This is a genomic window from Bacillus sp. FSL H8-0492 (assembly GCF_038006145.1).
Classification (GTDB): domain Bacteria; phylum Bacillota; class Bacilli; order Bacillales; family Bacillaceae_G; genus Bacillus_A; species Bacillus_A mycoides.
This window is the reverse complement of record NZ_JBBOUP010000001.1, coordinates 854,899-868,159: the sequence shown is the minus strand read 5'-3', so window position 1 is coordinate 868,159 and position 13,261 is coordinate 854,899. Positions and strand designations below refer to the sequence as shown.

The window sequence follows — 13,261 nt, the reverse complement described above, 5'->3', positions numbered from 1 at the left end:
CTTCTTCGCATTATGCAGATGTTTTTGTATCAAGTACAGTACCGTCCTGTAACACCAATTTCGGCGGTTCATTATCAGCTACTGTTTCTTTCGTAAGAATACACTTCTCGATATCTTTGCGAGATGGAAGTTCGAACATTACATCAAGCATCAAGCCTTCAATAATAGAACGAAGTCCACGAGCACCTGTTTTACGTTCAATTGCTTTTTTCGCAATCTCAACTAGTGCACCTTCTTCAAACTCTAACTCAACATCGTCAAGCTCCAATAATTTTTGGAATTGCTTAACAAGTGCATTTTTCGGTTTAGTTAAAATATCTACAAGAGCATCTTCATCAAGCGGCTCTAGGTTCGCAATAACTGGAAGACGACCGATAAACTCCGGAATTAAACCGAATCTTAAAAGATCCTCTGGTAAAACGTGAGATAAAACATGCTTCTCATTTACATCAGCATTTTTCTTCTCAGCACCAAATCCAATTACTTTCTCACCAAGGCGACGTTTAATAATAGGCTCGATGCCATCAAACGCTCCACCACAAATGAATAGGATGTTCGTTGTATCAATTTGAATAAACTCTTGATGCGGGTGCTTACGACCACCTTGAGGTGGAACGCTCGCTACAGTACCTTCTAAAATTTTCAGAAGTGCCTGCTGTACACCTTCACCAGATACATCACGTGTAATTGATGGATTTTCGGACTTACGTGCCACTTTATCAATCTCATCAATATAAATAATTCCTTTTTCCGCTTTTTCTACATCGTAATCAGCCGCTTGAATTAGTTTTAGTAAGATGTTTTCTACATCTTCCCCAACGTATCCAGCTTCTGTTAAAGATGTTGCGTCCGCGATTGCAAATGGAACATTTAAAATACGCGCTAATGTTTGTGCCAATAATGTTTTACCACTACCAGTTGGCCCAATAAGTGAAATATTACTCTTCGCTAATTCTACATCATCAATTTTGCTGTTAGAATTAATGCGTTTGTAATGGTTATATACCGCTACCGCTAGTGCTTTTTTCGCGTTATCTTGTCCGATGACATACTCATCTAAGATTTCACGAATTTCTACCGGTTTCGGTACATCTTTGAATTCTACTTCTTCGTCCTTCGCAAGCTCCTCTTGTACAATTTCAGTACAAAGCTCGATACACTCGTCACAAATGTAAACACCTGGACCTGCAACTAACTTTCGAACTTGCGTTTGTGTTTTACCACAGAAAGAACATTTTAATTGACCTTTTTCATCATTAAATTTAAACATATTTTCACACCCCTTACAAAGTGCTAACCTCTTGCCTTCGTATGTACACGATAAATGTATCGTATGTAAATACATATTATGTCACTACGTAGCGAGAAATACAAATAATATGACTAGTTATGTACAAATAAAAAAATTTTAAAACTTTTGAAATATGTATATTCGACTTACAAAGGCACTTTTCCTTCTTCATCGAAAAGTTTTATAAATATATTTCTATATTTATAAAACAAGGCACGATTAAAATCGCGCCTTGTTATTTTATTATGCAGCGTTGTCTACTAAGAAGTCTACAGCTTTACGCACTTTAAGATCTTCAGATAAAGCGTCTACGCTTCCAAGAGCTTGCTTGATAGCGTCTACTGGCATACCGTACATTTCAGCCATTTTTTCAACTTCTGCAGTTACTTCTTCTTCAGTAACTTCGATGTTTTCAGCTTCAATGATAGCTTCAAGAACAAGATTGATTCTTACACGTTTTTGTGCATCCTCTTTCATTTGCTCTTTTAATTTGTCAGCGTCAGTACCTGTGAATTGGTAGTAAAGCTCAAGGTTCATACCTTGTTGGCTTAAACGTTGCTCGAATTCACGAACCATACGATCTAACTCAGTGTCGATCATAGCTTCTGGAATGTCGATTTCAGCGTTAGCAGCAGCTAATTCTACTACTTCGTCACGTACTTTGTGCTCAGCTTCGTGCTTTTTGCCTTCTTCTAAGTTTGTACGAAGTTTTGTTTTTAATTCATCAAGAGTTGCAACTTCTTCGTCAGCATCTTTAGCGAACTCGTCGTTTAACTCAGGAAGTTCTTTTGTTTTGATTTCGTGAATTGTTACTTTGAATGTTGCTGGTTTACCAGCTAATTCAGCAGCATGGTACTCTTCTGGGAATGATACTTCAACTTCTTTAGAATCACCAGATTTAAGACCAATTACTTGCTCTTCGAAACCTGGGATGAAAGTACCAGAACCGATTGCTAGAGAATAGTTTTCGCCTTTTCCGCCTTCAAATGCTTCGCCATCAACGAAACCTTCGAAGTCGATTACAGCTGTATCACCATCTGCTGCAGTTCCGTCTTCTTTAACAACTAGTTCAGCTTGACGCTCTTGTAAAGCTTTTACTTCGTTCTCTACATCCTCGTCAGTTACAGTTGTTTCAACTTTTTCTACTGCTAAACCTTTGTAATCACCTAATTTAACTTCAGGTTTTACAGTAACTTTTGCAGTGAAAATTAAGTTTTGGCCTTTTTCGAATTTCTCGATGTCAATCTCAGGATGAGCAACTGGGAAGATACCAGCTTCATCGATTGCTTCACCGTATGCTTTTGGTAAGATGATATCTAAAGCATCTTGGTATAAAGATTCAATACCAAAGCGTTGTTCGAATAATGGACGAGGCATTTTCCCTTTACGGAAACCTGGTACATTAATTGTTTTTACTACTTTTTTGAATGCAGCGTCGATAGAGTTATTTACTTCTTTAGCATCAACTTCGATTGTTAAAACGCCAACGTTACCTTCTAATTTTTCCCATTTTGTAGACATTTATTCTTTCCCTCCAACTATAATAATGTATGCACATACCTCTATAGATCAAAATTTTTATTATCTCTTTCTTGAAATAACAAATGTACAAATAACCCTCTAGCAAAAAGCTTTCAGATACAATGTTCCAATCTACTAATTGTCTAAAAGACAACTACGGTATATTTTGTTCGAGACTAATATGAAACATATTAAGTAAGAGAATTATACTCCTCTTCTCTTACAAACAGGCAGATTTCTGCCTTTTGCAACCCTTACATTATAACATAGAATGTGCTCGTTTCAATAACTGAACGATTCTTTTTCATAATTATACGGGCAAATACCCTTCTCTTTCAATGCGCAGTAACCATTGATAGGCAATATGAAATTCCTCAAACTCAATATTGTATGCTGTCATAAGTTCTTCTTCATCAATAGCCAATCCGAAACGCTTTCTTCCAATTCTCTCTAAGACAGCAGCCCAAATTTCTACTTTATCCATTAATAGAGGGAACGGAAAAACGCTAATTTGTAATTCTTTCCAGTATGTAACCATCGTACTAAATATATCTGGATAATTTTGCTCTAATCGGTTTGAGAATTTATGTATAATTTTATCGGATTGCTCCTCATTATGACCTGTAAATGCTGGAATCACCTTTATCGTATTTCCAAACTTCTCTACTTCTATCTCTTCTTCTATTTGATTTTCTACCATTTTATACAAAATAGAAGTTTTTAAATAAGGGTGCTGATCTTCGTCTATTAAAAATTTCTTTAAAGTAGGAAGTGCGAGATCCAGGTCTTTTAACGAAAGTTTCTGGATCACTCTTAGCTTTTGACCAAAGTTTTCTCCAAAAAGCCCATCGGTAAATTCTTCTAATTCAAAATTCGAATCCACTAGCGGTGTATCTTCTTCATTCAGCATCCCTTGCGCAAACAAAGCAAGCTGCGCCAATTTTTCCTTTTGCTCAGGAATTATATCTTTCGTTTGCAAAACTTCCTCAACAGTTTCAATGACACCTTCATAATCATTTGTTTGAACTAAAATAGTTACATACGTTTCAAGAATATCACCAAATAATACAGCTCCTGTTTCAAGTAACTGCTCACATTTTTCTTTCGCTTCTTCCATACGTTTTAATTCTAGCAAACAAATAACGGAAGCTAATTCTGTTTGTTCCGTTTCTGCATTATACTGACGTAATATTTCAAAGCAGCGCAATGCATCTTCGAATTCCCGCTCTTTCAACGCTAAAAAACCTTTATCAATATAGCGTTCTGATAGTTGCGGAAACAATACGACCGTATTTTCTTTTTTATCCATACGTCCGCCTCTTTTTCTAGATTTTAATGATCTTCAAAGTAAATATATCAAATGCGTAATGAGAACACAACATTCCAAAATTATTTATTTGAAATATAGGAATATTCTATTTTCATAACGAAAAAGCAACAAACTTCTAAACGAAATTCATTTTTCACAAACAAAAACCCTCAGCAACAGACGGCAGAGGGTTCATCATTAATGGAAAGCTTTTATAATTGTGGGGTATATAACAAGGGTAATAATTTGGAGAACAATAATTGCCATAACAATCATGCTAAAATAGAAGATTGGTTTACTTCGCTTCATTAAAAACATAATAATAAGCATCGTACAAGCAAACAAACTTAAAAAGAATAAACTCGTTGTCGAACTAAGTATACCACTCGGGACAAAGAACAATAAAACTACACTACAAGTACCTATAATTCCAAATAACCATTCCATTCATTCACTCATTCCCTTTCCCTCTCATGGCAGTTTTTTCTACGCTACTAAATGTTTTACAACATCAATTACATATGTTAACTTTTCATACGCCACAAACCCAAAAGCTACTGTTAAACCCGTTACGATTAATCCTTTCATCATCTCTTCCTCCTCATTTATCGTTGTTATCTTCATTATATAAGATTAGTAATTTGTTACCATCGAACTTCCTTACACTTACCTTACAGAGTTGTAAGATTTCAAAAATAAGTTTAAAATCATGTTAATATATTTTTGTACAATTAAGAATTTAATTTACAAGGGGGATTATATATGTTCAAAAAAATGGCAGCTGACGTTTTAGGATTAAGCGATGTAGGTTCCGTTATCACACCAAAAGATTACGATAAGGTCGATGCTGATGATTACGTAATGCATGAAGATGGGGAGAAAATTTACTTTCTTATTAAATCAAAATCGGATGAATATTGCTTTACAAACAAAGGATTAATTCACCTAGATGGTACAAGTGCCACAAGCAAAAAACGTACATTACGCCGCTTTAGCTATAGTAAATATCAAATTAAAAACGTAGCACTTGAAACTGCAGGAACGATTGATTTAGATGTAGAAATTAAATTTCAAATGGGAGATGAGCATTACTCAATTGATGTTCATAAAAAACATATTGAAGAATTAAAAGATTTATATAAGGCTCTTCTTAAAATCGAAGAAATTTCATACGACAACGACATTACATTGCAGTATGCACATAAAAGTTTAGATATGGCATCTAACGCTTTCAGCCGTATTTCAAATGCACAAGTAAATTTAGCAGAACAGTTTAAAGAGATGAACGAGATCGCCTTTAACTGGCTCGTTGATACGAAAAAGCAATATAACGTAAAAGATTACAGTTTTGTCTTTGAAAAATTTATTAATAACTAATTTAAAACAAACAAAAAACCTTGTTATCAAAAGATAACAAGGTTTTTTTAGCGTCCCAGGAGAGATTCGAACTCCCGACCGTACGCTTAGAAGGCGTATGCTCTATCCGGCTGAGCTACTGGGACATGGAGCGGGTGAAGAGAATCGAACTCTCGACCAGAGCTTGGAAGGCTCTTGTTTTACCACTAAACTACACCCGCATATGTTATTTAATTTTTCTTCGTTAGCGCCATTGCCCTATCGACAATATTTATTATATTCATAACCACTTATAAAGTCAACACTTTTTTAAAAGAGGATAATTTTTATTATCCTCTTTTAAAAACTGCTTGTTCAACTAGCTGTCCGTCTAATGTTTCAAAACGAACTTCTATATGATTTTCATCCATTTCTAATAAAGCGAATGTCTTTTCCACACGAGAGCGCGGAAGCAAAATACTTCCTGGATTAATAAATAAAATCCCATCAAGTAATTCTGCCCCTAATACATGAGAATGTCCAAAGCACGCTACTTGTGCTCCTACTTCTTCTACATGATACGCTAACGTTTGTAACGTCATTTTCACATTATGACGATGACCGTGTACAACTAAGAAACGAATTCCATCTACATCAGTTACAATTTCATCTTGAAAGTTAGCATAATCACAATTCCCTTTTACAACTTGGAAACCTTGTAGCTCTTCGTGAGCAGGCGTTAGCTCTGAATCACCACAATGAATCATGACATCTACTTTCCCTTCATATTTCTCTTTTAACTGCTGTAATTCCTTCACAGAGCTATGACTATCGCTTACGATTAAAGCTTTCATCAATCTCTCTCCCTTATTCTTCTAAAAACCATTCCGGGATTTTCTCTTCTAATTTACGAAGAGCGCGTCCGCGGTGGCTAATGGCATTTTTCTCATCTGAGCTTAGCTCCGCCATTGCCTTTTTATATTCTTCTACATAAAAAATCGGATCGTATCCAAAACCATTTTCCCCGCGGCGCTGTTCTAAGATTTTCCCTTCACACGTTCCGTTTACAATAACCGGCTCTTTATCTGCCTCAGGGAAAGCAACCGCTAGTGCACAGTAAAAACGAGCTATACGTTTTTCTAAATCGATGTCAGTTAACTCTTGCAACACTTTATCGATATTCGCTTGGTCATCTTTCGGCTCTCCAGCAAAACGAGCTGAATATACACCTGGTTTCCCGTTTAAGGCATCTACAATAAGACCTGAGTCATCCGCAATTACGATGGAATTCAACTGTCTACTAAGACTGTCCGCTTTCAAAATTGCGTTTTCTTCAAATGTTTCACCAGTTTCTTCGACTTCTTCAATATGAGGAAAATCGTGTAAAGATTTCACTTCTAAGTCAAATCTCTCAAATAACTCAGCAAACTCACGTACTTTCCCAAGATTTTTCGTCGCTACAACAACTTGCTTCATATTTTCCACCTCTACTCTATATGAGATACGATGTCACCTAACGCTTCTTTTTGCTTTTCAACAAGTTGGAAAATCCCTTGTTCAGCAGCATCAAGTAATTCATTTAATTCAGCTCTGCTAAACGTCGCTTCTTCTCCAGTTCCTTGCACTTCAACAAACTGACCTTTTCCAGTCATAATAACGTTCATATCAACGTCTGCTTTAGAATCTTCAGCATAATTTAAATCTAAAACAACACCTTGTTCTTCAACAACACCTACTGACGTTGCCGCTAAATAATCTTTCACCGGAATTTTAGATACTTTTTCTGCTTGCAATAATTTTTCAAAAGCTAATACCATCGCTACATAAGCACCTGTAATAGAAGCTGTTCTCGTTCCGCCATCCGCTTGAATTACATCACAGTCAATCCAAACCGTTCTTTCGCCAAGCGCTTCTAAATCAACAACCGCACGTAGTGCTCGTCCAATTAAACGCTGGATTTCCATTGTACGCCCTGTTACTTTCCCTTTACTTGACTCCCTGATTGTACGTTGCTCTGTCGCACGTGGAATCATTGAGTATTCTGCTGTTACCCAGCCTTTTCCTTCTCCGCGCATAAACGGCGGTACACGCTCTTCAATTGTCGCTGAACAAATTACCTTTGTATCCCCAACTTCAATTAGTACTGATCCCTCTGGATGTTTTAAATAATTTGTATGAATATGTATATGGCGTAGCTCTGCTTTTCCTCTACCATCTACTCGCATAAAAATAACCCCCTCATAAATACTCTCATTAGTATAGCCAAATTTAAATGTACGATATGTATAACAATAAAAGAAGGGGAACTCAAAAAGCAATTCCCCTTTCTTACATAAGTATATCAAATTATTCGCGATTAAAAACTACCTGTATTCACGTTTTGTGGACGATCAACAGGTTTTATTAACTTTTCACCTTTCTCATCCATAAGATTTGCTTTCCCATTCACTTCAATAGAAACATTTTTCACACCTTGTTTTTCCGTTAAAGATAAGACTAACGATTTCAACACATAATTTGAAATCATGTTTTTGTCTGGGTTCACAAATATATTTTCATTAAAGTTTAATGTAATATTTCCGTTCTCCACTTTTGGATTCGTAATAAGCTTAGCTCCTGGATTAAAATCATTTAGTAGCGACCCTTGAATCGGACCTTTTACAAGCTCATCCACAATTGCCGAGTAATCATTTTCTTTTCCTTCTGCAACGCGCCTTGTTACCGGTACGTAATATTGTTGCTTATTATTATTTTGCGCCATAAAGTAAAGTGTAACCGGTTTTGTATGCGTCACATCTGCTACTTGTTCATCATCAAAGTTAATTCCATTCGCACGACTTACACCTTCACCAAGCGGTGTACCCGCAACAGGCATCTTCACTAACTTTTCACCATTTATTTGGAACTGCACTTGTTTTATTTCTGTAAATTGAGTCAAAGTCCACGCTACTGATTCAACAATTTGACGTTCTTCTTCTTTTGAATAATTTTTCATTTCTTTAGAGAAATCAATTACTGCTGTCCCGCCTTTTTTCAAATTCAAGGTCATCGTCGTATTCGCTGGAAGGACTGCTCGAAATCCATTTGGCAATAAATTTGTAACTGGTCCATCTTTCACAAGATACTCTAACGTTTGCTGTACAACCTCATTCGCTTTCGGAGTAGGCATTGCAATAGTTTGCGGTACGACATATCCATTTTTATCAACGAGGTATAACTCTCTATTTACTGTTTGCCCTTGTTTATCTTTTTTAGCAGTTTCTTTCTTTTCACCTTCTGTATACGTAACTTTTTTTGGCGGATCAATTTGTTCTGTCGCTTTCTCTTGATTTAACAAGCCACACCCTGATAATAAAATCGCACTCACAGTAGCACCAACAACCCATTTAAAAGTGGATTTAGGCATGCCATTCCCCCCTAAAATCTAAGTTTGTACTATTATGTATACGAGCTGTTTCATGTTTTAGAACAAGCTATGGCTACTTATACAGAAAAAACCCCTGATTTCTCAGGAGTTCTCTTATATGAATCTACTATTATTCTGTTTCTAAATTGATATGCTTCACATTTTCAATCGGCTGACCGAACCACTTTGATGCAATTTCTTTAAACAGGCCTATTTTGCCAGTCGTTAAGAAGAGATGATCACTTTGTTCTTCTCCCTCATTTAGCATCTTACTATGGTATAAAATCGTGCTTACCTCACGCGCTGTTTCATCACCCGAACTAATTAATTGTACTTGATCCCCCATTACCTTTTTAATAACAGGACCTAAAATCGGATAATGTGTACATCCTAGAATAAGCGTATCAATGTCAGTACTTTTCAACGGTTGCAATGTTTCTCTTACAACTTCATACGCCATTTCACTTTCGAAATTCCCACTCTCTACAAGCTCAACGAAAGGTGGGCACGCTAAACTTTCTACCATAACACGGTTATTAATAGACTTTAGCGCCTCTTCATAGGCGCCACTTTTTACTGTTCCAATCGTTCCAATAATCCCAACATGATACGTATTTGTCACTTTTAAAGCTGTACGTGATCCTGGATGAATAACTCCAACTACTGGAATTGGTAATTGTTTCTGCATTTCTTCTAATACAACCGCAGTTGCTGTATTACACGCAATAACTAACATTTTGATATTTAAATCTAATAAATGCTCCGTCATTTCCCACGTAAATTGACGCACTTCTTCACGAGAACGCGGACCATAAGGGCAACGTGCTGTATCCCCTAAATATATAATACGCTCTTTCGGCAACTGACGAATTAATTCCTTCGCTACTGTTAAACCGCCCACTCCTGAATCAATAACACCGATCGCTCTATTCAACTTAATCACCCGTTTTCTCATTCATCATCTTTTATGTTTATCAGTATATTTTACACACTTTAAGTTCGCTAACTTAAAGTGCCCCTGTATAAAAATTTTCATTTGTACCTATATAGATCAGGACCTTTTTTATTTTGCTCCTTTTTTTCATAATTTGCAAGACAGAAAAATAACCGACCTTCTATATGAAAGTCGGTTTCTTCTATATAAATTGCGTATTTACCTCGCCATTTGCTGGACAGTAAGACCCTCACCTCAAAATTCAGCGAAAGCAAAGAAGTTATATGGGGGATCGGGCTGCCCGTAAAAGTCCGATTGGTGTAGGCTAATAATTAGCGGGGGATGCCCCCCACTAATTAAAGTTTCACTTTATTGCTCCATCTTTTTTTGGAAAGAAGACATTCCTATTAATAAAAAGAAATGAGCAGAAATTAAAATGATGATTAAAATAAAATTCAAACGATAACTATTTGTAGATTCCATAACTTTGCTCGCTACAGCTGGTCCAAATGCCATACCGAAAAAGTTAATTAAATTATATAAACCAAGACCGACTCCAACTTTAGCTGGATGTAATGTTTTCGGTATAAATGTGTTTAATGATACTTGAATAGCTGAATAACTCATAAATGTTAAAATAACCGCTACTAAAATAATGATTAAGTTCCCGTTCGGAATAAGCCCTAAAATTAAAAAGCCAACGATCATAATGACAGACGCTACATAAATCATATTCACATTTCCAAACGAAGGGACAATCTTCCCCGTAATAAAACTAGATACAATACCAAAGAGTGATGCAACAAACAATGCAATTCCGATAACGAATGGCGACAATCCGTGCACTCTTCCTAACAGTGATGGCAATAATAATAGACTAGCACATAACGCCACATTAATTATAAACCCGACCGCTATTAAACGAAGAAATGGTTTGTTCGAAAATAACTCAATATCAATAAATGGATGCTCCGCGTTCTTCATACGAACCGTGAATAAAAATAAGAACGCTACCGATAACACAAATAGCCAACTATTAATATTGACACCTAATAAAACAGTCGTAATGAATGCAAATAATAACGCCGCTCCAATGTAATCAAAATGAAACGCTTCATCCGTATGCTGCGCTTCTTCTGGCATAAATTTTATAAGCAAGAAAATCCCAACTACTGAAATAACCATAAATAAAAATAAATATGGCCACCCTAATGTATTTGTAATAGCCCCGCCAACTAAAGGACCAATGCCTATTGCTAATGCAATAGAAGAACTAATCATCGCTAATGCACCAGGCTTCTTAGCAGGAGCAACTAATTTTGCCACTGCAATCATACTAAGCGCAATAAACGCCGCGCCCCCACTCGCCTGCACTAATCTTGCAAGAATGGTAATCGCATAAGATTGATTCATAAATCCAATAATAGAACCCGCTACAAATATGATAATTGAAATAATCAATAGTTTTTTTACGCTATAACGATCAGCCAACTTCCCATATATCATCGAACCAATACCGACAACTAAGGAATAACCTACTACAACCCAACTTACTTTCGATTGACTAATAGATAAATCATTAGCAATATCCTCTAACGCTACATTAAATAAAACCGCATTCATCGGTCCTAATAAAACGATAAAACATAATGTGAAAACAAACCATTTTGAATGGTTACTTATATCTTTCCCCATGCGTAACACCTCTTCTGATTGTAGTAACTGTAAATGAAAAATAAAGTTGTTTAGCTCCTCTATCACTACTAAACAACTTCATCAAATGTATAAATTTATCGCGCGACAAATTGAATTCGAAACGTAACATTATGTTGTTCGATATTCATGGAACTATCATAGTTTCAGCATTACAGTTTGTCAACGAAAAATATACAAAGTAAACTAATTTAGTGTTTTTAGTTTACTTTGTATAAAAATTGTTATACACTAATTTCGAATCCGGTATAAGGGGGACTGACATGGTTATTCAAATTTGCAATTTCTAACTTAATACAATCAAGTAAATAAAGAACTTTTATATAGAAGAAACATTACAGGAGGATTATGATGAAGAAAAAAATGTTAGTTGTATTAACGAGCGTAGAAAAATACCCAAATTTAAATAGAGCTACCGGGCTTTGGCTTGGTGAAGCTGTCCATTTCGTTAAAAAAGTAGAAGAAGCTGGTTACGAAGTAGATTATGTCAGTCCACAAGGCGGCTATACACCGATTGATCCGCATAGTTTAGCGATGGCGGAGAGCATTGATTGGAAATGGTATCAAAAGAAAGAATTTATGAATCGTCTCGGTTCTACAATGAAACCGAGTGAAGTGAATCAAGAAGACTACGCTGTTATTTATTACGCGGGTGGTCACGGAGTTATTTGGGACTTCCCAGAAAACAAAGAACTTCAAAATATTAGCCGCAACATTTATGAAAATGGCGGAATTGTTTCCTCTGTTTGTCACGGAGCTGCTGGTTTATTCCATATCACATTAAGTAACGGGGATCGTTTAATTAACGATAAAAAAGTAACAGGATTCTCAAATGAAGAAGAGAAACTGGCTGAATTAGATCAATTCGTTCCATTTTTAACAGAAAATGAACTCGTTAAATATGGAGGACTTTACGAAAAAGCTGCGCAACCTTGGGAAGCTTACGCTGTAGAAGATAATCGTGTAATTACTGGTCAAAACCCTGCTTCAGGTGGTCCAGTAGCTGAATTAGTATTAAAACAGTTGCAAAAATAATATGTACTAAAAAAGCAGATTTCCCTCTAGTAAGGGAAATCTGCTTTTTTTACGAAATCATTTGTAGATTAGCTATAATTTCTTTTTCAATTTCAGAATCATCAACTACATCTAAAAATTCCGGTTTAAACAGTTGGTATTTCTTCAAATTGTAGAAATCAAGTATCGCTTGCTTTAACGTAATATCGTACTGAATGCAAAAAGTATGATCTATAATGCGTCTTAACATCACATCATCTTGCACCATAAATAGTTGCGCATTCATTTTATTAAAGTAACCTTGTTCCATACCCGATTCAAAAAACATTTGCAAATTACGATTGCGATTTTGTTGTGCAGCGACTAATTGATCCGACAAATGCGGATACGCTTCTTTCAAATCTTGTAAAAAAACATCCGAAATATACGTCACACATTTTAAAGAATGGATAAACGTCTTTTGGAAACGTTCTGTAAACGACATACTTTCATCTTGATTATCCGCATCTCCTTCAAGAAGATAGTTTATAAAATCCTCTACTACTGCCTCAATAACCTCATCTTTCGAAGAAAAACGTTTATATAAAGTAGCTTTACTAATATCCATATATTTCGCAATTTCATCTATTTTTAATTGGCTAAAACTCGTCTTTCGAATAACGGGCTTTATTTTATTAATATAAGTATTTGCACACGCTACTTTTCTCATTTAAAAGAGCCTCCCCTTTTGTTCATACA

13 protein-coding genes and 2 tRNA genes are annotated in these 13,261 nt (G+C 35.8%); 2 read left to right on the top strand and 13 right to left on the bottom strand.

The features are described 5' to 3' along the window. Positions 1-10: 10 nt before the first annotated feature. From clpX to MHH66_RS04375, 4 genes are all read right to left on the bottom strand, one after another. Positions 11-1,270: an ATP-dependent protease ATP-binding subunit ClpX gene (gene clpX / locus MHH66_RS04390; RefSeq protein WP_000472285.1), complete on the bottom strand. Its 1,260-nt coding sequence runs from the start codon at positions 1,268-1,270 to the stop codon at positions 11-13. A 264-nt stretch (positions 1,271-1,534) separates the two neighbouring features. Further along, positions 1,535-2,812, bottom strand: coding sequence for a trigger factor (gene tig, locus MHH66_RS04385; RefSeq protein ID WP_002015345.1), 1,278 nt, complete (start codon positions 2,810-2,812; stop codon positions 1,535-1,537). Between the two features lie 310 nt (positions 2,813-3,122). Further along, positions 3,123-4,121, bottom strand: coding sequence for a hypothetical protein (locus tag MHH66_RS04380; RefSeq protein WP_063218781.1), 999 nt, complete (start codon positions 4,119-4,121; stop codon positions 3,123-3,125). 198 nt (positions 4,122-4,319) lie between these two features. Continuing rightward, a complete protein-coding gene (locus MHH66_RS04375) occupies positions 4,320-4,568 on the bottom strand; it encodes a hypothetical protein (protein WP_001983650.1) in 249 nt (82 codons plus the stop codon). 315 nt (positions 4,569-4,883) lie between these two features. Here MHH66_RS04375 and MHH66_RS04370 point away from each other — a divergent pair, with 315 nt between their 5' ends. After that, complete coding sequence (locus MHH66_RS04370) at positions 4,884-5,498, top strand: PH domain-containing protein (protein WP_063218782.1); 615 nt, start codon at positions 4,884-4,886, stop codon at positions 5,496-5,498. A gap of 51 nt (positions 5,499-5,549) precedes the next feature. On the opposite strand, the gene MHH66_RS04365 is transcribed toward MHH66_RS04370, so the two are convergent. From MHH66_RS04365 to MHH66_RS04330, 8 genes are all read right to left on the bottom strand, one after another. Next, positions 5,550-5,623, bottom strand: a tRNA-Arg gene (locus tag MHH66_RS04365). A gap of 1 nt (position 5,624) precedes the next feature. Continuing rightward, positions 5,625-5,698: transfer RNA gene (locus tag MHH66_RS04360), tRNA-Gly, on the bottom strand. Positions 5,699-5,806: 108 nt separating this feature from the next. Then, entirely contained in the window at positions 5,807-6,310 is a 504-nt protein-coding gene (locus MHH66_RS04355; RefSeq protein ID WP_063218783.1) for a metallophosphoesterase, read from the bottom strand. A 13-nt stretch (positions 6,311-6,323) separates the two neighbouring features. After that, positions 6,324-6,932 carry an XTP/dITP diphosphatase gene (locus tag MHH66_RS04350; RefSeq protein ID WP_063218784.1) on the bottom strand — a complete coding sequence of 203 codons (609 nt, stop codon included), beginning with the start codon at positions 6,930-6,932 and terminating at the stop codon, positions 6,324-6,326. Positions 6,933-6,943: 11 nt separating this feature from the next. Continuing rightward, complete coding sequence (gene rph / locus MHH66_RS04345; RefSeq protein ID WP_002015340.1) at positions 6,944-7,681, bottom strand: ribonuclease PH; 738 nt, start codon at positions 7,679-7,681, stop codon at positions 6,944-6,946. Between the two features lie 131 nt (positions 7,682-7,812). Continuing rightward, a complete protein-coding gene (locus MHH66_RS04340) occupies positions 7,813-8,862 on the bottom strand; it encodes a GerMN domain-containing protein (RefSeq protein WP_002129281.1) in 1,050 nt (349 codons plus the stop codon). A 130-nt stretch (positions 8,863-8,992) separates the two neighbouring features. Continuing rightward, positions 8,993-9,805 carry a glutamate racemase gene (gene racE / locus MHH66_RS04335; protein WP_002015338.1) on the bottom strand — a complete coding sequence of 271 codons (813 nt, stop codon included), beginning with the start codon at positions 9,803-9,805 and terminating at the stop codon, positions 8,993-8,995. Positions 9,806-10,165: 360 nt separating this feature from the next. After that, positions 10,166-11,491, bottom strand: coding sequence for an MFS transporter (locus tag MHH66_RS04330; RefSeq protein WP_063218785.1), 1,326 nt, complete (start codon positions 11,489-11,491; stop codon positions 10,166-10,168). A 369-nt stretch (positions 11,492-11,860) separates the two neighbouring features. Between MHH66_RS04330 and MHH66_RS04325 the strand changes: the two genes are divergently transcribed. Continuing rightward, complete coding sequence (locus MHH66_RS04325) at positions 11,861-12,544, top strand: type 1 glutamine amidotransferase domain-containing protein (protein ID WP_063218786.1); 684 nt, start codon at positions 11,861-11,863, stop codon at positions 12,542-12,544. Positions 12,545-12,593: 49 nt separating this feature from the next. Here MHH66_RS04325 and MHH66_RS04320 read toward each other — a convergent pair whose 3' ends face one another. Then, complete coding sequence (locus tag MHH66_RS04320) at positions 12,594-13,232, bottom strand: TetR/AcrR family transcriptional regulator (RefSeq protein WP_063218787.1); 639 nt, start codon at positions 13,230-13,232, stop codon at positions 12,594-12,596. Positions 13,233-13,261: the final 29 nt, after the last annotated feature.